Source organism: Alteromonas aquimaris (assembly GCF_026183695.1).
Classification (GTDB): Bacteria; Pseudomonadota; Gammaproteobacteria; order Enterobacterales; family Alteromonadaceae; genus Alteromonas; species Alteromonas aquimaris.
The window spans coordinates 415,702-435,455 of the sequence record NZ_JAPFRD010000010.1 but is presented as its reverse complement, the minus strand read 5'-3'; the positions used below and the strand labels follow the sequence as shown (position 1 = coordinate 435,455).

The 19,754-nt window shown below is 45.5% G+C and carries 15 protein-coding genes and 1 tRNA gene; 10 read left to right on the top strand and 6 right to left on the bottom strand.

The genetic code is table 11. The features are described 5' to 3' along the window. Positions 1-13 precede the first annotated feature (13 nt). Together OPS25_RS09590 and OPS25_RS09585 are read right to left on the bottom strand one after the other, a co-directional pair. Positions 14-1,183 carry an isovaleryl-CoA dehydrogenase gene (locus OPS25_RS09590; protein WP_265617486.1) on the bottom strand — a complete coding sequence of 390 codons (1,170 nt, stop codon included), beginning with the start codon at positions 1,181-1,183 and terminating at the stop codon, positions 14-16. After that, complete coding sequence (locus OPS25_RS09585; protein WP_265617485.1) at positions 1,180-1,587, bottom strand: MerR family transcriptional regulator; 408 nt, start codon at positions 1,585-1,587, stop codon at positions 1,180-1,182. Before OPS25_RS09585 ends, OPS25_RS09590 begins: the two co-directional genes overlap by 4 nt. Positions 1,588-1,867: 280 nt before the next feature. Here OPS25_RS09585 and OPS25_RS09580 point away from each other — a divergent pair, with 280 nt between their 5' ends. After that, entirely contained in the window at positions 1,868-3,043 is a 1,176-nt protein-coding gene (locus OPS25_RS09580; protein ID WP_265617484.1) for a thiolase family protein, read from the top strand. A gap of 306 nt (positions 3,044-3,349) precedes the next feature. Next, on the top strand, positions 3,350-4,717 hold the full coding sequence (locus tag OPS25_RS09575) for a diguanylate cyclase domain-containing protein (protein ID WP_265617483.1): 1,368 nt from the start codon (positions 3,350-3,352) through the stop codon (positions 4,715-4,717). On the opposite strand, the gene OPS25_RS09570 is transcribed toward OPS25_RS09575, so the two are convergent. Then, complete coding sequence (locus tag OPS25_RS09570; RefSeq protein WP_265617482.1) at positions 4,714-6,369, bottom strand: FapA family protein; 1,656 nt, start codon at positions 6,367-6,369, stop codon at positions 4,714-4,716. The genes OPS25_RS09575 and OPS25_RS09570 overlap by 4 nt on opposite strands. Before the next feature lie 90 nt (positions 6,370-6,459). Beyond that, a complete protein-coding gene (gene sbcB / locus OPS25_RS09565; protein WP_265617589.1) occupies positions 6,460-7,944 on the bottom strand; it encodes an exodeoxyribonuclease I in 1,485 nt (494 codons plus the stop codon). Positions 7,945-8,028: 84 nt separating this feature from the next. On the opposite strand from sbcB, the gene OPS25_RS09560 reads away from it, so the two are divergent. The 4 genes from OPS25_RS09560 to OPS25_RS09545 all read left to right on the top strand — a co-directional run bounded on the left by OPS25_RS09560 (position 8,029) and on the right by OPS25_RS09545 (position 14,181). After that, complete coding sequence (locus OPS25_RS09560) at positions 8,029-9,066, top strand: isoaspartyl peptidase/L-asparaginase family protein (RefSeq protein ID WP_265617481.1); 1,038 nt, start codon at positions 8,029-8,031, stop codon at positions 9,064-9,066. A gap of 251 nt (positions 9,067-9,317) precedes the next feature. Further along, a complete protein-coding gene (locus OPS25_RS09555) occupies positions 9,318-9,740 on the top strand; it encodes a CBS domain-containing protein (protein WP_265617480.1) in 423 nt (140 codons plus the stop codon). Between the two features lie 120 nt (positions 9,741-9,860). After that, on the top strand, positions 9,861-13,766 hold the full coding sequence (hrpA, locus tag OPS25_RS09550; RefSeq protein ID WP_407080232.1) for an ATP-dependent RNA helicase HrpA: 3,906 nt from the start codon (positions 9,861-9,863) through the stop codon (positions 13,764-13,766). 112 nt (positions 13,767-13,878) lie between these two features. Continuing rightward, positions 13,879-14,181 (top strand): PilZ domain-containing protein, encoded by a 303-nt coding sequence (locus OPS25_RS09545; RefSeq protein ID WP_265617587.1) that lies wholly within the window; start codon positions 13,879-13,881, stop codon positions 14,179-14,181. Positions 14,182-14,220: 39 nt separating this feature from the next. Here OPS25_RS09545 and OPS25_RS09540 read toward each other — a convergent pair whose 3' ends face one another. Next, on the bottom strand, positions 14,221-15,411 hold the full coding sequence (locus OPS25_RS09540) for a class I SAM-dependent rRNA methyltransferase (protein ID WP_265617479.1): 1,191 nt from the start codon (positions 15,409-15,411) through the stop codon (positions 14,221-14,223). A gap of 130 nt (positions 15,412-15,541) precedes the next feature. On the opposite strand from OPS25_RS09540, the gene OPS25_RS09535 reads away from it, so the two are divergent. Beyond that, complete coding sequence (locus tag OPS25_RS09535) at positions 15,542-16,519, top strand: NAD(P)H-quinone oxidoreductase (protein WP_265617478.1); 978 nt, start codon at positions 15,542-15,544, stop codon at positions 16,517-16,519. Between the two features lie 223 nt (positions 16,520-16,742). Here the strand turns inward: OPS25_RS09535 and rnhA are convergent, their stop codons facing one another. Continuing rightward, positions 16,743-17,210 (bottom strand): ribonuclease HI, encoded by a 468-nt coding sequence (gene rnhA, locus OPS25_RS09530; protein ID WP_265617477.1) that lies wholly within the window; start codon positions 17,208-17,210, stop codon positions 16,743-16,745. Between the two features lie 87 nt (positions 17,211-17,297). Here rnhA and dnaQ point away from each other — a divergent pair, with 87 nt between their 5' ends. The 3 genes from dnaQ (at position 17,298) to OPS25_RS09515 (ending at position 19,752) form a co-directional block, all read left to right on the top strand. After that, on the top strand, positions 17,298-18,008 hold the full coding sequence (dnaQ, locus tag OPS25_RS09525; RefSeq protein WP_265617476.1) for a DNA polymerase III subunit epsilon: 711 nt from the start codon (positions 17,298-17,300) through the stop codon (positions 18,006-18,008). Positions 18,009-18,054: 46 nt separating this feature from the next. Next, on the top strand, positions 18,055-19,509 hold the full coding sequence (locus OPS25_RS09520; RefSeq protein ID WP_407080228.1) for a TIGR03503 family protein: 1,455 nt from the start codon (positions 18,055-18,057) through the stop codon (positions 19,507-19,509). A gap of 166 nt (positions 19,510-19,675) precedes the next feature. Next, positions 19,676-19,752, top strand: a tRNA-Asp gene (locus OPS25_RS09515). Positions 19,753-19,754: the final 2 nt, after the last annotated feature.

Genomic DNA, 19,754 nt, shown 5'->3' with positions numbered 1-19,754 from the left:
CACTGTGTGATCTTTATTCTGATTCTTTAAACAATTCGCGACCGATAAGCATGCGACGAATCTCTGATGTACCCGCACCAATTTCATACAGCTTGGCATCTCGAAGCAAACGTCCAGTGGGATATTCGTTGATGTAGCCGTTACCCCCCAGTAATTGGATTGCATCTAATGCCATCTTGGTGGCCAATTCAGCGGAGTATAAAATTGCCCCTGCGGCGTCTTTACGGGTGGTTTCACCGCGATCACACGCTTTTGCCACTGCATACACATAGGCTCGGGCCGCATTCATCTGCGTATACATATCGGCTACTTTACCCTGAACCAACTGGAACTGGCCAATAGACTGACCAAACTGTTCGCGGTCGTGTATATAAGGCACCACGGCATCCATACACGCCTGCATGATGCCAAGCGGACCACCTGAAAGCACAAGACGCTCGTAATCCAGTCCACTCATTAAAACCCGAACACCTTCGCCGATGTTACCCAATACATTTTCTGCTGGCACTTCACAATCTTCGAACACTAACTCACACGTATTGGACGAACGCATACCTAGCTTGTCGAGTTTTTGGGCCTGACTAAAACCAGCGAAGCCACGCTCTACAATAAAAGCAGTGATACCTTTTGGCCCAGCCGCAGGATCTGTTTTAGCGTAAATAACAAATGTATGCGCATCCGGCCCATTTGTGATCCACATCTTATTTCCGTTCAAAATATACTTGTCGCCTTTTTTTTCTGCGCGCAATTTCATGCTGACCACATCTGAGCCTGCATTCGGCTCACTCATCGCTAATGCACCTATATGTTCACCAGAAACTAATTTAGGCAGATACTTTTCACGCTGAGCTTCGTTACCGTTGCGAAATATCTGGTTTACGCATAGATTGGAATGCGCGCCGTAACTTAATCCGATACCAGCCGAAGCGCGACTGACTTCTTCCATGGCGACGGTATGGGCGAGGTACCCCATATCGGAACCACCATACTGTTCAGAAACTGTTACGCCCAATAAGCCCATATCCCCTAATTTAGGCCACAACTCATTGGGGAACGCGTTCGCTTCATCGGCTTTTTCGGCTAACGGGGCGATTTCTTTTTGCGCAAACTGGTAAACGTGATCGCGCAACATGTCGATGTCTTCGCCCAAGTCAAAATTCAGTGTAGGGTAAGGGGCATTCATACAATATTTCCTCTTTTTAATTCTGTGAGTTCTTCGCGACAGCGGCCTTCAACGTCATCTAGTTCATTCATTAACATTTGAATATCGTGTAACTGTTGTCGAAGCACAGCGCGTTTTTGTTCTGTCAGCGCCAGCATGGTTTCCAGCTGCACCGCCGAGTTTGGATTTGAATCATATAATTCGAATAAGTTTTTTATTTCTGCTAATGAAAATCCCAGTCTTTTGCCTCTGAGTATCAGTTTTAGCCTGACGCGATCTTTACCGGTATATATGCGGTTCTGGCCGGTGCGTTCAGGACTCATCAAACCTTGTTCCTCGTAAAACCTGATGGAACGAGGGGTGATGTCGTAATCCCGCGCCAGTTCGCCAATCGTAAAAGTTGGCTCCTGTTGGTGGCTACTCATGCCTGACTACCTCATCAATAATAGGATGCTTTTCATAAATTCTGCGATTTTCTTGTAAAGCTTTTCGCACAGTTCTGCTTCAAACTGCTAACGGTGAAATTGACACGCAGAAACTTCAGGTTTACGTTAACGTAAATTGCAATTAACGTTAAGGTAAAGTAACGCGAATTATTCGTCAATATCTGGCAACATAGCGTTACGACAAACCAACCTTATGTACTTTGGGCTAGCTTCTGGACCCGTAGTACATTTATTCAATATTAGATGAAGGGGAGAGGGTATGAATACCGATTCAGTAGTAATAGTAGCGGCAAAAAGAACACCAATGGGAAGCTTCAATGGCAGCTTGTCATCCGTGTCAGCGACAGATTTAGGCGCCGCAGCGATAGGCGCAGCGTGTGATGGGGTCGATGTTAATATTGTCGATGAAGTTATCATGGGGTGTGTATTGCCTGCTGGATTGGGACAATCTCCTGCCCGTCAGTCGTCCCTTAAAGCAGGGCTGCCGCTAGGAGCGGGGGTAACCACCATTAATAAAGTGTGTGGGTCAGGTTTAAAAGCAGTCATGATGGCTAACGATCTGATTAAAGCGGGCAGTGCAGAGGTGGTTTTAGCGGGGGGGATGGAAAGCATGTCGAACGCCCCCTATATGTTGCCTAAAGCACGTTCAGGTTACCGTATGGGACATGGGCAGGTACTAGATCATATGATGCTGGATGGGCTCGAGAATGCTTACGATGGGCAAGCCATGGGATGTTTCGCTCAAGCCACCGCTGATGATGAAGGTATCACACGAGAAAAAATGGATGAGTTCGCCCTTAGCTCTCTCTCCAAAGCTAGTGCGGCAATCGAATCTGGTGCGTTCGAGAATGAAATCTGCGCTGTCACAGTGGCTTCCCGTAAAGGTGACGTTGTGGTTGACACCGATGAAGGCCCCGGCTCAGCACGACCTGACAAAATCCCCCAGTTGCGCCCCGCCTTTAAAAAAGATGGGACCGTCACCGCAGCGAACTCCAGTTCTATTTCGGATGGTGCGGCTGCATTACTCGTGATGAGTGAAGCAAAAGCAAAAACGTTAGGCATGCAACCCATTGCCAGAGTAGTGGCACATGCCACGCATTCCATCGAACCAGAAAACTTTACCGTGGCACCTGTGGGCGCAGTAGAAAAAGTCCTACAAAAAGCGGGTTGGAACAAAGACGACGTGGATCTGTTCGAAATTAACGAAGCATTTGCAATGGTGACCATGTTGGCTATTAGCAAACTAGGCCTGGATAACGAGAAAGTCAATATACACGGTGGTGCTTGTGCATTAGGGCATCCGATCGGCGCATCGGGCGCGCGTATCCTGGTTACTTTACTGCATGCGCTAAAAGCGAAGGGGCTGTCGAAAGGTATTGCGACATTATGTATCGGTGGCGGCGAAGCTGTTGCCTTAGCAGTAGAAGCCATTTAACCGTTTGTGGGCGCGACAGAGGATGTTGCGCTATTAACCCATGCAGGATTTAGTTGTGAGTGGCTTCAACATAGGTTCGGCCGCCGTCGCGTACAAAAATAAGATTCACACCTCTTATATTCAAAGCCCTTTTCGTTAAAAGAGCTTTTTCTTTAGAAAACCTTTGTTTAGCTCAGTTCAATAATTGCTTCAATACGATATACTTACTTCTTTTCACCGGCGAACTTTGTTCCTCGTTTAGCATTTAGTTGAATTGAGTCCTTCATCACTGTGCGTTTACTTTTACAATACTGTTTTTGTAGCCTGATGGCTGTATGGTCAATTACCATACAAGCGCAGGAAAAAGATATTATCACTTATTGTATCGATCCTGATTGGATGCCGTATGAGGCGTTAAGGAACGGCGCACATATAGGCATGTCTGCTGATTATCTCGCTCTTATCACCGAGTTGACCGACATAAGATTTGAATTTATTCAAACCGAAAGCTGGCAGCAATCAGTAGATTTTGTAAAACATGGTGCCTGTATGATGGTGACCTTGATCAACTCAACCCCTACCAACAAGCAGTTTCTTACGTTTTCCTATCCTTACTTAGAAGCGCCAAACGTCTTAATCGCACAAGAAGGGACCCCCGTTATCCAAGGATATTCCGGAGTAGGTAATCGTGTGTTGGGGATTGTAGAAGGGTATCGACATGCTGAATATCTGGCTCGCTACTATCCGTCTGTTCAGGTTGAGTATGTCAGTAGCGAAAAAGAAGGCTTACAGAAAGTAGCAGATGGCAGTATTGACGTTATGGTTGGAGCGCTGTTAAGCGTAAATGTTAATATTAATGCGTTGGGAGCACACAGCTTAAAGGTGGTGGGGTACGCTGAGCCATTTGACTCGTTGCGTTTTGGGGTAAACAAAAATTTCACTACCACCCTAGAGCGTCTAAATGCCGCCCTAAATGCTATTCCTGAGTCTCGAAAAGTAGAAATTTATAAGCGTTGGAACACCACGTTGGTTCATAACGAATCCTCATCTATGACGGTGCTGGCTACTATCGCTGTGGGAGGGCTGAGTTTATTTTTGATGATCTGGTATCGAAATACCAAACACAAATGGCTATCACAACTGAATAATAAGACTGCTGAAGTGGAAAGTCTGCAGTCTATACTTCTTGAAAAAGATCGGACGCTGGAGTTTTTATCCAATCACGATACGGTTACCGGGCTGTACAACCGAACTCATATGATGCATAAAGCACAGGAAGAAATTTCAAGATTTCAACGTTTTCATTCTGCCACAAGTTTAATCGCCGTCGAAGTGGTGAAAAACAGCAGAGGCAGCCATTCACAACGATCGAATGAATTCGAAAATAAGCTGAAATTTGTCGCAGGAATCTGCCTGGCCACAGTGCGAGAGGTTGATATTGCAGCCAGATGGAGCGAAGAACAATTTATAATACTGTGTCCGCAAACAACGATTTCAGAAGCCAAAGCGCTCGCTGACAGGCTGATGAATGAGTTAAGAAACCAGTCATCTGTAGACGAGGAAAGGTTGCAAATTGCGGTGGGTGTGGCCTCATTGCACGGTAATGAAACATTTATCGAATGGTATGACAGAGCGGCTAAAGCGCTGTATCACTCCAGACGAAAAGGCTTTAACGTGGTGTGTTTAGCCGATTAAACAATCGGCTCATAATGCCACTGATGGCCTTCGTATTTCACTTGAGAACGATCATATTCACGCTCCGAACGCCAGTTTCGGTTATTTAGCTTTACAGATACACCAGCATATAGCCGTTTGTTGGCGATAAGCCTGATTTCACTCTGATACTTGTCTTTCGATTCTTTCATCATTGAAGCCTTTGCTTCGATCCAATGCAATAATGCCTCTTCGTTTTTAAGTAACTCCAAGGCTTCATCCACTTTTGATTTAAGATCGGTAGGGATAAGTTTCTTTTTAATGAAATCTAGCTTTTCTTTATGACGAAGATTATTCTCTTTGATTTGTCGTAAGAGCTCATCTAAGGAATCTTTACGTTCAAGCAATAAATTAAAGCCAGGACTGAAATCAACCTTAAGCGTACTGCCAGATACTGCCCCCAGTGTTCCCGCGATAACTTTATTTTGGCTGACCACGTCACACGCAAATAAGTTTCCTTGCGGATTATCAAGTTGTCCGACAATAACGGAACCGCCACACTTCAGGCGACTATACGCTAGCTGACGTCCAACAGTAATATCACCAGTACACTGTAAATCCAGCCCTTGTCCATGTTGGACATGAATGCTACCGGCAGCAGTTAACTGGCAGGAATAGGATGACGCGCTGTCATTCACCTTACCCATCGCGCCTTCAGTGATAATGATGTCTCCACCTGATTCAATCTGCGCTGATTCTACAAAACCGTTTATGGTGACATCACCGGACGCTTTTATAATCATTTTCTCGGTCACGTCGCCATTGACCAATACTGCGCCGTCATAATTTATATGGCCAGTCCCCACATTAACGCCGTTACATATGTAGGTATCATCGATATTCATGACCATATCACGCCATTTCGGCATGCCGCCAATGGTGGCAACCAGTACGTTTTCGTCTTTTTCGCTGACTGCCGTATTATCACCCATTTTAAAGTCTTGCCATTCTCCAGACGTTGCCTCTAATACATTGCCCTTTACATCAAACCCTTTTCGTCCTGAGGTGGGCGGCGTGCGCCTAAGCACCTCTGTCTGCGCTTTTACACAGATGACTTCACCCAAGTTACGCATGTCAACACGACTGCCATCACTATTTTGCGGCCTCAATACGCGCTCCAGGGCGTTTGGAACGAGGGGAATAAAGCGGGAGTTTTTACCCTCTCGAGGGGGCAACCCCTTTGCACATACTTTTTCTATTACTGTACCCGGCTTTACTTCGCGAGCTTGTTTGATAACAGCTTTGAGTGCTTTGATGCTGAAACCTTTACGCACATTATATTTCTGCGCAAGAGTTTTAAGTGTCTGTAATGAAGGAATTTTACCGCCGTATGGTGTGACCAGAACCAGCGTGGCTAGCATATTTTCGTTTTCGAAACGAAATTCAACTTCCGCATTGCGCTTTTCGCCAATTCGTTCACTAACAACTGTTTCTTCTTTGTTTTTAAAGTAATGATTCGCTTTATCAATCGCTGATTTTAATGTGCTTTCTGAGATATAGAACTCGGAAAACTCACTGTCGCTAATTGCGGCCATGATATCGCGCATGTCCGCTTCTTTATTGAAAAGCGTCGGTTCAAGCTTTAAATCAATATGATTCTTTGTGTCGTCTAATGAGACAGTTACGCCTTGCATGAGTAATTCCTGCTAAACAGGGGGTATTCTTTTAACGGTAGGTACGCCCACTTTCTTTAGCGATACTTTATAGTGAAGGCGATCTTTAGGTCAAAGGTTTTCTGCATATTGATACAAAGCCCGCAAAATGGCAGTACGCTCCGGGTTATCTCGGTGTTGTGTAGCCAATTGTTCAATCTCAAATAAATACGACTCTAAGGTGATCGAACCACCTGAAAGCGGGTCTGTTAAGCGATCCCGACGATGGGCTTGCCACTGGTGCAATTCGCTGTCACTCAGAGTGTGTGGATAATTTCTGGCTCGGTAACGGAACAAAAGGGTTTTTAATTTCGGATTTTGCATATCATCTTGCAAAAGCACCAATTGGTCTGGGTTGGTTTCACGGACACGTTGACACCAGTTTCTTTCCTCATTAGTTAAAAAGCCGCCACTATACAAAGCGTGATCCGCATCTACGTGTTCATCGGGACGACCTGATTCATCTCTGTACACATCAATGATTTTTTCTCTTAGAGCATTGTCACTTGTTAGTAATTTATAGTTTTTGGCACATAACTCTTTGTCTATGCCGAGGTGCAATGCGCGTTTATCTGTCAACGCGCTCGCAGGGGCGATAAACGGGGAGCGATTGATATGAATGAGTTTGATACCAGGCCGCAACCCATCGCCAAGTTCAGCGGTTGGGGTATAAAGCATATTACGAACGCGTTCGGCATCGTTATTTTCTAATGGAGAAAGCGACTTATTTAGATCAATCGCAATGATGCTATTTGGCTGATGAGGGTGCATAGCAATTGGCAAGATCCAGGTGCAGCCCCCCTGACGGGCAGGGATCCGCGAAGATACATGAACCAATACTTTTGAGTCGGTAAAATTAAACTGTTTGAGTACGTTATGCTTCTGCCTAAGCGAGTAATACCAATTAAATAATTTAGGCTGTTTGGCTTTTATCAGTTTGGCTAGTGCGATAGTGGCGTACACATCAGATAAAGCGTCATGAGCCTGTCCGTGGTCAAGATTATTGGCGGCGCTCAGTTCTTCCAGTTTAAAGGTTGGGAAACCGTCTTCCCGCGTTGGCCAGTTTATACCTTCGGGTCGCAACGCATAGCATGCACGAGTTAAATCGATAATATCCCAGCGACTGTTACCATTCTGCCATTCTCTGGCATACGGGTCGTAAAAATTTCGATAAAAAAGGTAACGGCTGACTTCATCGTCGAATCTAATGCTGTTATAGCCCACTACACACGTATTGGACGTACTCATGTATTGCTGAATTTTACGTGCAAATTCGGCTTCCACCATCCCATCCCGTAACGTTTGTTGAGGTGTTATGCCGGTCACTAGGCAAGCCTGTGGGTGAGGTAGATAATCATTTGCGATTTGACACATGATATTGATGGGCTTGGCAATAATATTCAAATCCAAATCGGTACGGATAGCTGCAAACTGGCAGGGTAAATCCTTTTGAGGACTGGTACCGAATGTTTCATAGTCGTGAAATAATAAACTTGGCGCCTGCGTGTTCACCTGTCCCTCAATGCCATTGAAAAATCTAAAGCCGGCAGTGTACATCTTTCCTAAATCTATACCAATGACCAGCTTTGATAAATTCATGCTAACCTATGTTGAAACAATAACATTTAAGGCTAGTTTTTAATGAAATTATCGCTTTGTACTCTCGCATTATTATGTAGTCTCGTGGCGCATGCTACTGAGAAGCCCGCTCCTGTCGCCATCGCAATTCATGGTGGTGCGGGGACCATCGTAAAGGAAAACATGACACCAGAAATGGAAGCCGATTTTACCCTAACGCTCTCTCGAGCCGTGAAGCATGGATATGCACTGTTAAAGGCAGGTAAACCTGGGGAAGAGGCCGTGGTGGAAACCATTAAAATTCTGGAATCTTCGCCTTTATTCAATGCAGGGATCGGGGCTGTCTATACATTTGATGGCGAACATGAACTGGATGCTTCCATTATGCACGGTGGAACTAAAAATGCGGGTGCGGTGGCAGGCATTAAAACGGTGTTAAGTCCCATCTCACTTGCGCAAGCAGTAATGAATAACTCTTCTCATGTCATGTTGTCTGCCACGGGCGCAGAAGAATTTGCTAAAGAGCAAGGGCTTGAATTGGTTGATAACAAAGTATTTGATACGCCGCATCGCCTAAAGGCACTGGAAAAAGTGAAAGCCAGAATGGCAAAGGCAGGCGTGTATGATAGTGCTCAGCAAGGAAATGAACGATTTGGCACAGTGGGGGCAGTGGTGCTGGATCGCGAAGGCAATCTGGTTGCCGGTACCTCTACTGGTGGAATGACCGCAAAGCGCTACGGTCGCATAGGTGACTCACCCATTATCGGTGCCGGAACGTACGCCGAAAACGAAAGTTGTGCAGTCTCCGCTACCGGGCATGGTGAATTCTTTATTCGCTATCACGTTGCAGCGGATATTTGCGCGCGGGTTAAATATCAAAAAGTGAGTTTACAGGATGCCGCAGATGAAGTGATCAATTCTGTGCTGGCGCAGGCGAAAGGGGAAGGGGGTGTTATTGCCATAGACAGTAAAGGTAATATATCTATGCCGTTTAATTCGGCTGGAATGTACCGTGCGCGCATTGATGCTGATGGACAAATGGCTGTAGGCATTTACCAAACGTGGCAGCTACAACACGACTGGCAAAAAACGGAAAAATAATCAGTTTATAGATGGCTGGGTACGTGTCTATCAACTAAACTTACGTTAGCACGGTCTAGCCTGAACAGGCTCCCTGAAAATTGCATGAAAAAAGAAATGTTCTCTCAGCCTGTTGTGTAGTTTGGCTTACTGTTGTGTATAAACAGACAAGATTTTGCGTTCGCTAATAATCCTGTCTGATAATTTAGCAGTAATGATAATTACAAGCGCAAGATTTCACGATGATGCGATGAAATCTAAGGGGAAACAACATGGAATCTTTAAAAGTAAGCGACTACATGAATACTCACCCAGTGAAGCTGGGTGAAGAAATGCCTGTGGCTGAAGCTGTTGAAAGGTTACTTCAAAGTGGCCAGACCGGGGGCCCAGTGATCGATGTAAAAGGTAAGGTCGTCGGGTTCGTTTCAGAACAGGACTGCCTGCAACGCATGATTGAATCAAGCTACTACCGTGAACAGGTGTGCCGTGTGAAGGAAGTGATGACGACACCAGCATTGACGGTCAAACCCTATTCTTCTGTGCTTGAACTGGCGCAGATGTTATTGCAGGCTCGGCCTCGCATCTATCCGGTCGTTGATGATGATGGTGTGCTGGTTGGAACCATCAACCGTGCGGCGGTCTTGCGGGCGATTGACCTGCAATTGCGTTCTGGTTATCAAAAAATGGCCAGTTAACTTCATTCTTGAATTTTGCCTGACTAATTTTGTAAGCAGCTATAATGTTTGTGCTGCTTTAATCTTTTCTGGTATTCCTTATCCGCATCTTCTAGGATCGCTGCGCTAAGCATAAGGAGCCTGGATTTGCCTGAAATATCATCATCGCCAACTTCAATTAAACAGTTAAAACGTGCTATCAATAAATGCATGATTATCGACCAGTTTGCTTTTCAACGACGCCTCCGCCAGATTGCGTCAAACCAAAAGCGAAGTGACGAAAATGAACAGCTGGAAAAATTGGCCCGAGACATACAGCAATCTCAGCTTAGACGAAGTGAACGTGAGAAAAATATTCCCACCATAGATTATCCTTCTTTACCCGTTAGCGACAAACGGGAAGACATTAAGCAGGCGATCAGCCAACACCAGGTAGTGATCATTGCTGGCGAAACCGGCTCAGGTAAAACTACCCAGCTGCCTAAAATCTGTCTTGAATTGGGACGAGGGGTAGCTGGCCTTATTGGGCATACACAGCCACGCCGACTCGCAGCGCGAAGCGTGGCGAGCCGTATCGCCGAGGAAATGAATACGCCAATGGGCGAAAAGGTGGGTTTCAAAATTCGTTTTTCTGATCAGGTCAGTGAAAGTACGTACATCAAATTAATGACTGACGGTATTTTATTGGCTGAAATGCAGCAGGACAGGTTTTTAAACCAATACGATACAATCATTATCGATGAAGCACATGAAAGAAGTCTGAACATCGACTTTTTGCTGGGGTATCTTAGACAATTACTGGCAAAGCGTCCCGAACTAAAACTTATTATCACGTCGGCCACCATTGATCCTGAGCGTTTTTCCCGGCATTTTAATGACGCACCAATTATTGAGGTAAGTGGCCGTACGTATCCGGTTGAAATTCGTTACCGAGACCCAACTGAGCAAGAGGAAACTCCCGATTTAGCTGATTCTATCATGCAAGCGGTGGACGAATTAGGTCACGAACCGCCGGGTGACATTCTGGTCTTTTTGAGTGGTGAGCGGGAAATACGCGACGTACAGGAGGCCTTGCAGAAACGACAGTACAGGCATACCGAAGTCGTGCCGCTGTATGCACGCTTATCCGCAGTAGAACAGAATCGTATTTTCCAATCCCATAGCGGTCGTCGTATCGTGCTGGCCACTAACGTGGCAGAAACCTCTCTAACTGTCCCCGGCATCAAGTACGTAATTGATCCTGGAATGGCGCGGATCTCACGTTATAGTGCGCGCAGTAAAGTACAACGCTTACCCATCGAACCTATATCGCAAGCCTCCGCGAACCAGCGAGCAGGGCGATGCGGGAGGGTTTCTGACGGTATATGTATTCGTCTTTACAGTGAAGAAGATTATTTGGGAAGGCCCGAGTTTACTGATCCAGAAATTCTGCGTACGAATTTAGCCTCAGTTATCTTGCAGATGCTGGCACTGGGCTTGGGGGAAATTAGCAAGTTCCCGTTTGTGCAGCCCCCCGAGGATAGGAATATAAACGATGGCTTCAGACTACTTGAAGAAATACAAGCGACCACTCGGCATCATGGTAAACATGTGCTGACTCAGTTGGGCCGACACGTGGCGCGCCTGCCAATTGACCCACGCTACGCACGAATGGTTATCGAAGCAAAATCTACTAATGCCGTGCGAGAAGTCATGATAATTGCAGCAGGGTTATCTATTCAAGATCCGCGAGAGCGGCCACAGGATAAACGTCAGCAGGCCGAGGAAAAGCACAGCGAATTTCATGATAAAGCCTCGGACTTTATCAGTTTACTCAATTTGTGGAATATGTTCAGTGCCCAACAAAAAGCGCTGACTAACAACCAGCTACGTAAATGGTGCAAAGCGTACTTTATTAACTACCTGCGGATGCGTGAATGGCAAGATATCGTCAGCCAGTTGAAAAAATCTTTGGCGGATATCGGTTTAGGTATTGCCAAACATGAAGCCGATTTCGACAGCATACACCGCGCCATCTGCTCCGGTTTGCTTTCTCATATTGGTTTAAAAGATAAAGAGCGGGAATACTTGGGGGCACGCAATACCCGCTTTGCCATCTTCCCGGGGTCAGGCTTAGCCAAAAGCCAGCCAAAGTGGGTAATGGCAGCAGAGCTGGTGGAAACTTCCAAACTATTTGCGCGCCTCAATGCGCGCATCGAACCACAGTGGCTCGAACCGTTAGCAAAACATTTAACCAAGTCGTCTTACTCAGAGCCTCACTGGTCAAAAAAACGGGGGGCTGTTATTGCGTATGAAAAGGTCACGCTGTTTGGTTTACCCATAGTGCCAAAACGTGCGGTGGTATATAGCCAAATAGATCCAGCGCTGTGTCATCAGTTGTTTATTCAAGAAGCTTTGATTAACGGGCAAACGCAACTAAAGGCGGATTTTTTAAGTGAAAATATGGCCCTGCTGGAACAAGCGGACGAGCTTGAGCAAAAAACACGGCGCCGCGATCTCGTTGTTGAAGAGCAGACATTGATAGATTTTTATGCGCAACGCATACCCGCGCATGTCAACAATGAGGCTGCATTTAAAAAATGGTATAAACATAATCAGCAAATTGATTTACTGCTGACAGAAGCCGATGTACTCACCGAACAAGCGGATACATGCATCGCTAATGCGTTCCCCGATGAGTGGCAGCAAGGCCGGTTAACATTGCCTCTCACTTACCATTTCGAACCTAATTCAGCGGTAGATGGAGTCACGGTTAATATTCCGCTGCCGGTGTTAAATCAGGTAGAGAATGTTGGTTTTGACTGGCAAGTACCCGGACTTCGACAAGCAAAAATAGTGGCACTGATCAAAGGGCTTCCTAAACGCCTAAGAAAGAATTTTGTGCCAGCGCCGAATTATGCACAAGCGTGTATTGCCGATATCAGTATGCAGGATAAGAAAGGGAATCCGGTAGCGCTTACCCTTGCTTTGTCGGACAAACTAAGACGGATGACCGGCATTCAGGTGACAGAAGAAGACTGGCAGGAAGTTCAGCTCGAACAACATCTGAAAATGCACTTCGCCGTAGTTAACGAAAAGGGTGCCGTTATCGAAACAGGTGATGACCTCCCGACGCTTAAACGCGATTGCCAGGGGCAGGTCAAGCAAACCTTTGAAGCGGCTGCCACGGATGAGTTGGAACGCAAAGATATTGAACAGTGGGACTTTGAAAAATTACCTGAAACTTTTACGCAAAGTTTAGCCGGTTTTGAAATTCAGGCTTTCCCAGCGTTGGTGGTCAAGCATAACAAAATCAATATCGAATTAATTGACGATAAAGATAAAGCGCAACGAAAGCACCGGGAAGGGTTGGCTCATCTGATAAAAAAAGCCATGCCTTCGCCACTGAGCTATTTGCAAAATAAATTGCCCAATAAAGCAAAATTAGGATTGTACTTTAACCCATTTGGTCAGGTGAATGCGCTTATCGATGATTGTATTCTTGCTGGGATTGACCAGCTGGTTTCCGAGTTTAGCGAGGGTAGAAACGATCAGATAAGAGATAAGCAGACATTTGAGCGCTGCGTTGAATACGTTCGAGGGCGTATCAATGACACCGTGCTAGCAATTGCCCAGCAGGTTGAAGCTGGTCTGACTGTGGCGCATGAGTGTCAGAAAAAGATGAAAGGAAACGTACCCCTTACTATGATAAACGCACTTAGCGACGTTAAACAGCAATTAAATGGCTTAGTCTACCCGGGCTTTGTATTTTCTATCGGTGCAGAGAAGTTAAGTGACTGGAATCGATACTTGAAAGCGCTGGCCAGGCGATTAGAAAAATTACCAGTTGACCCAAATAAAGATAGGTTGGCGCAATTAGAAGTAGAAAAAGTAACCCATGCTTACCATCTGGTTTTGAAGAAATATCCACAGGAAAAAGTACCGCAGCCGCTGCGAGAAGTCAGGTGGATGCTGGAAGAGTTACGCGTTTCGCTTTTTGCACAGCAACTTAAAGCAGCATACCCTGTGTCGGCAAAGCGTATTCAAAATGTACTAGCAGAATTTTAAAGTTTTGTTAAAGCTAATTTCACATTGACAAGCAGGAGCTAGCACCCTATAACGGTGTAATTAGCGTTTGTTTATACCAATTAAACATCAGGTAGAGTCGGGAGAGGTAAAGATGTTGGGATACGATGATAAGCGTAACTTTTTTCGCATGATGGTAAATTCCCCATGCCAGCTGCAGGTGAATGACGAAGAGTCTAGCCGTACTTTGCATGCGGTATGTAAGGATATCAGTGCAACAGGGATGTCGTTGGAAGTAGCCGAAACATCTGTGGAAGTGGGGACACATGTGGAAGTGTCTATCGACTCAAATAGTTCTCAAATCCCCTCATTGTCGGCAATGGCAACTGTAGTGCGTTGTGTACCAGAGTCTGAGAACAGTTGCATTATTGGTGTTGAAATTTCAGAAATGAAATAAGAGATGATCAGTTTGGGCCTGCCAAACTGATCGACTACATCAGTCAGTTACCTCGCATACTAACCCTTTAAGGTAATACCCTTCAGGGAATGCGCCCAAAACGGGATGGTCCGTCGCTTGCGCCAGCCTTTCGATAATTTTAATATTTTTTCCTGCATCCAGAGCGGCATCTGCAACAATTTTTTGAAATAAATCAGCGCTCATTAAGCCTGAACAACTGAATGTGAGTAACAATCCACCCGGTTTTACCGCATGAATACCGTACATGTTAATATCCTTATACCCTCTGGCGGCACGGTTTAACGATGCTTTACTGTCAACGAATTTTGGGGGATCTAAAATCACCATATCAAACTGTTGTTGATCCCGGTGATAGTTGCGTAAGACGTTGAATACATCATCGTTTACCATAGTGCACTTGCTTTCATCCAAATGGTTTAGAACCAAGTGTTCGCTTGCGCGTACTAGTGCAGGTTGCGAAACATCAACATTGGTTACATGCTTAGCCCCACCTTTTAGCGCATAGCAGGCAAATGTCCCGGTATAGCTAAAACAATTTAGTACTGTCGCATTGTTGGCGTAACGCATGGCCGCCAGTCGGCTATCCCGTTGATCTAAATAAAATCCGGTTTTATGGCCCGTTGCCACATCTACCCGGATGCTAATCCCATTTTCGATTATATCAACCGATTCCGGCACATCCTCACTAAGCGGCTGGACAAGGGGTTCCAGCCCTTCTTTCAAACGAACGTCCACATCACTGCGTTCGTATAATTTTGTCCCCGGAAGCAGTTTTTGTAATGCCCAGACAAGCTTGTCGCGGTGCTTATCTGCGCCTGCGCTGAGTAATTGCAACACTGCAATATTAGCGTATATATCAATTGTCACGCCGGGCAATCCGTCAGATTCTGAAGCAATCAGTCGATAAGCGTTAGTGATGTTTGGGTCAAAAAGGCGTTGTCTCAGGCGCAAAGCCTGCTCGATGCGGCGCACGAAAAACACATTATCAATGCTTTCATCTTTTTCAAATGTCCACATCCGAATGCGAATTTGGGAATCAGGGGAGTAAGCCCCTCTACCTAGCCATTTTCCTGTGCTATCTACCACATCGATTGTATCGCCTCTATTGCAACGCCCTTGAATTTTCTCTATGGCGCTGGCGAATACCCAGGGGTGACGACGAAGCAAAGATTTTTCTCTTTGCGGAGCGAGAATTGCTGTTGCTGACATAATGGCTAAAATAATTAACTTGGATGGCCGCGAAGTATAGCGAATTAATCAGCGAATGCACCCTGAGTTTAATTTGATACGCTGTTCACCCGTGATAGGCTGAGATAAAACCTTTGGATCAAGTCATGTTATGAAATTTATTAATTTCAACTCAGGCGCTAATTCCGACGAAATGTTTGTGGATGACTGTGCTGCTCCCGATGTTGCTCCCCATCAAATTAGAATCAAGGTACACGCTTTTGGGGTTAATCGTGCGGATACGCTGCAACGTCTGGGTAAATATCCGGCACCAGCGGGGGAAAGCCCAATTCTTGGTTTAGAAGTAGCCGGTGAAGTGGATGAAATAGGAAGTGCCGTTTCGCAGTGGCTCCCGGGAGAATGCGTTTTTGCGCTGGTCCCAGGAGGAGGTTACGCGGAGCAGGTGGTGGTAAATGCCGATCACGTAATGCACATTCCGGCAGGATTATCATTTACTGATGCCGCCGGTATCGCCGAGGTATTCCTTACCGCCTATCAGAGTCTGTTTGTAGTAGGGAATGTAACAGAAGGTGATAATGTATTAGTTCATGCTGGGGCAAGTGGCGTTGGCTTAGCTGCAATCCAGCTTGCGAAGATGAAGGGGGGAAATGTGGCAGTGACTGCCTCCTCCTCTGCCAAATTAGAGCTGTGCAAAAAAATGGGCGCCTGTGTGCAGATCAATTATAAAGAGCAGAATTTTGTAGATGAACTGAAGACGCACTTTAATCAGGGAATAAATTTCATTTTAGATTTTGTGGGTGGAGAATACGTAAACCGTAATTTGAACGTGTTGGCGTATGATGGCATGGTCGTGCAATTAGCGATGCTGGCCGGGCGTTTTACCGATAAGCTGGATATAGGCATGATGCTTAAAAAACGCGCTACATTATCTGCCTCTACGTTGCGTAATCGCAGCGATGAATACAAGAGCGAATTGATAGCGAACTTCAGTGAGAACTGCTTACCCGCGTTCAGGAATAAAAAATTAACCAGCAATATCGACACCATATATAGTGTATCGAACATCGGCCTAGCCCATCAACGTATTGAGAGCAACGATACCAAAGGTAAGTTGATTATTACTTGGTAAAATCGTCAAGAAGGAAGTTGCGCCTCCAATGAAAAGACTGAAATTCGGGTGTGATCCAGGTACGAGGATGAATTTTTAACAATGCACAGACCGGTTCATAGTCTGCCAACGTGGCAGGAACGAAAATTGTGCTCAAAAACGTCAATGGCTGAGAAACACATTACCCCCTTTGTCGATGGACGGATTGTACCTGAATAGGCATAGCATTAAATCAGCGCCAATGTCAGTCAGCAAACCCTGTATCAACCTTTGTCGGATTAGCGGTGGCGGCTTCTCTTGCCAGTTCATCACAGCGTTCATTTTCTGGATGGCCAGAGTGACCCTTTACCCATTTCCAGTCAATGTCATGGCGGTTTACCGCTTCATCAAGTTGTTGCCATAAATCTGCATTTTTTACCGGCTTTCTGTCTTTTGTTTTCCAGCCATTTTTGCGCCAGTTATGGATCCATTGGTTAATTCCGTTTTTTACATACTGGCTGTCGGTAGTCAGCGTGATATGACACGACTCACTCAAACTTTCCAGAGCTTTTATCGCGGCTAACAATTCCATTCGGTTATTGGTAGTGTGCGCGAAGCCATCGGCTAATTCTTTGCGATGATTTTTGTAAAGTAATACCGCGCCGTAACCTCCTGGCCCTGGGTTGCCCAAACAAGACCCATCGGTATAGATTCTGACTGACTTTTTTGACACGTAAGACCCTTTTTTTTAACTCGTCATGGCTTCAATGCAGCAGCCTGATATACTATCAGAAAAACGTCAGCCAAAGAGCAAAAATACATGCGCCAGATAGTATTGGATACAGAAACTACAGGTATTGAGCCAAAAGAAGGCCACCGAATCATTGAAATCGGGTGCGTTGAGGTTGTTAACCGTAAACTCACCGGCAATCATTTTCACGTCTATATCAATCCTCAGCGCGAAATAGAACAGGAAGCGATTGAGGTACACGGTATTACTAATGAGTTTCTTGTCGACAAACCTAAGTTCGCTGATATCGCGGAGGATTTTCTTGCCTTTATTAAGGGCGCACAGTTAGTTATTCATAATGCGCCTTTCGATGTAGGGTTTATGGATCATGAATTTGCCATGGGGCCGGCTTCGACGCGGGTAGTCACGAAAGACGTCTGTGACGTGCTGGATACCCTGGTGTTAGCGCGCCAAATGCATCCCGGACAAAAAAATAATCTGGACGCATTGTGTAAACGTTATGGTATTGATAACAGTCATCGGGAGCTTCACGGTGCATTGTTGGATGCGGAGATCCTCGCTGACGTATATCTGATGATGACTGGCGGCCAGACCAAACTTAATTTGGCGGGTAAGCAAGGCGATGGCAGTGGCAACCAGTCGGAGCAGATCCGTAGAGTCCAGCGTGGTGCAAATAAATTAAAGATTATTCATGCAACGGCCGATGAGTTAAAACAACATGAAGCGCGTCTGGATATTGTTCAAAACAGTGGTGGTCAATGTCTGTGGCGAAACAATTAAAATACGTTAAAGCCCATATATGAAGCATTTGCTAACAGGAATTTTTTTGCGCAGTTACCATATACAGCATGTATTGTTAGTCTATCCTAAGCATTTTTATATGTGTTTACTGCTGCTAACGTTGGTGCCATTAATGGGGAACGCACAGTCAGCTGAGCCATCCCAGTCATCTTCTAACAAGTCTTCTCCCATTTCTGCCCTTGGGGATAATTACCAGAACTCCATTGAGCTATTACGTAATCGCTTTCGCGTTGATCATCATGTAAATGAAATCACCTTGGTGTTTTTTCGCGAATATGGTTCCACACCTGTGGTGCTGGTGAAACCCGATGGTTCTAAGATTTTTCAGAGCCAGGCGGAAGATCAAAATGTTGAGTGGCACGATACCGCTACGTACGACATGATTAAGCTGTCTAACCCAGTTCCAGGCCCTTGGCAAGCGGTGGGACAGGTCTTGCCTGACAGCCGAGTGATGATTTTATCCGAAGTCAAATTGCATGCAGAACCATTGCCTGAATTATTATTTTCAGGTGAAATTCTAAAGTTAACTGCTAGATTGACGAATGGCGATGAGCCTATTAAGTACAAAGAATTCAGAGACGCAGTTGACCTGACTATTGAATTACTCAGCACCAATAACCCCAATTACGATAATTTTGGCGCGGATGATCAATTGATTGCAACATTTCAGGACAATGGCATGGGGATGGATGAAACGCCTATGGATGGCGTTTTTACCGGCCAATTCAATCTTATGATCCCCGCGGGTGAATGGCAGCCTGTATTCAGGGTAGTTACTCCCATGTATAGCCGTGAACAGACTCATCCGTTAATTGTATTACATCGTAATCCGGTAAAGTTAGAGATGGAGCTTGATGACGGGCAACGGGGCTACCATAATTTATTGGTGGATGTTGAACGGGAACTCGTTGATATAAATTCTTTGTTGGTGGATGGCAGAGTACGTTATCCCAATGGTGATATTCAAAACTTTTCATTAACCGAAACCACCAGTGACACCCGTCGCTATAAAATTGTCGCCTTCGAAGATGGTTTATTCCGCGTTAAGCTGACCGTATATGGCACGACCGTGGATGGGCGCGATTTCATATTAGATGTACCTGAATATAATTTTGAAGTTGAACCTGAAATTGTCGAGCCTCCTATAGTGGGTGTAGATGGGGAGCCTCTCCTGCAGCCTGCTGCCATCGATAGCAATCCTCTTTCCATGCAACAAGCAGTGGAGCATTCGCCTCCTGCACAAGAAGAAAATGTGTTACTGACGGTTTTACTGGTCAATGGGGCAATTTTACTTTTTGGCGGTGGAGCATTGGTTTTTGTGGTCATGAAGCGTCGTCAGGTTAATGCCTCAGGTAAATCTGCTGAGGGATGGCTGACCAAATTTAATTTTGAAGAGAAGCTCGCAGCCACTAAACAAAAAATAGCGGCAGCGCTGAACAAAAAGACGAAAGAAAAAGGCGACGACAAAAAGCCTGACTGAATAATCTCTGAGCAGTATGATGATTATTCAGCCAAACAAACCCATGCAATAAAGTTTCTGTAAAAAAACCATTGACTCTACCGGGGTGAAACTTTATTATCTGCGCCGCAGTGAGGGCAGGGGTTTTTAGCAAATTCTGTAACTCGCTGAAATTATTAAAGTAACTGGAGCGGTAGTTCAGTTGGTTAGAATACCGGCCTGTCACGCCGGGGGTCGCGGGTTCGAGTCCCGTCCGCTCCGCCACT

Bases quoted from the DNA above. Each gene is read 5' to 3' on its own strand.
- OPS25_RS09535 (WP_265617478.1), top strand. From the start codon at position 15,542: ATGAAATTTATTAATTTCAACTCAGGCGCTAATTCCGACGAAATGTTT.
- OPS25_RS09585 (WP_265617485.1), bottom strand. From the start codon at position 1,587: ATGAGTAGCCACCAACAGGAGCCAACTTTTACGATTGGCGAACTGGCG.
- OPS25_RS09540 (WP_265617479.1), bottom strand. From the start codon at position 15,411: ATGTCAGCAACAGCAATTCTCGCTCCGCAAAGAGAAAAATCTTTGCTT.
- OPS25_RS09570 (WP_265617482.1), bottom strand. From the start codon at position 6,369: ATGCAAGGCGTAACTGTCTCATTAGACGACACAAAGAATCATATTGAT.
- OPS25_RS09560 (WP_265617481.1), top strand. From the start codon at position 8,029: ATGAAATTATCGCTTTGTACTCTCGCATTATTATGTAGTCTCGTGGCG.
- OPS25_RS09555 (WP_265617480.1), top strand. From the start codon at position 9,318: ATGGAATCTTTAAAAGTAAGCGACTACATGAATACTCACCCAGTGAAG.
- OPS25_RS09545 (WP_265617587.1), top strand. From the start codon at position 13,879: ATGTTGGGATACGATGATAAGCGTAACTTTTTTCGCATGATGGTAAAT.
- dnaQ (WP_265617476.1), top strand. From the start codon at position 17,298: ATGCGCCAGATAGTATTGGATACAGAAACTACAGGTATTGAGCCAAAA.
- sbcB (WP_265617589.1), bottom strand. From the start codon at position 7,944: ATGTACACTGCCGGCTTTAGATTTTTCAATGGCATTGAGGGACAGGTG.
- OPS25_RS09580 (WP_265617484.1), top strand. From the start codon at position 1,868: ATGAATACCGATTCAGTAGTAATAGTAGCGGCAAAAAGAACACCAATG.
- OPS25_RS09575 (WP_265617483.1), top strand. From the start codon at position 3,350: ATGGCTGTATGGTCAATTACCATACAAGCGCAGGAAAAAGATATTATC.
- OPS25_RS09590 (WP_265617486.1), bottom strand. From the start codon at position 1,183: ATGAATGCCCCTTACCCTACACTGAATTTTGACTTGGGCGAAGACATC.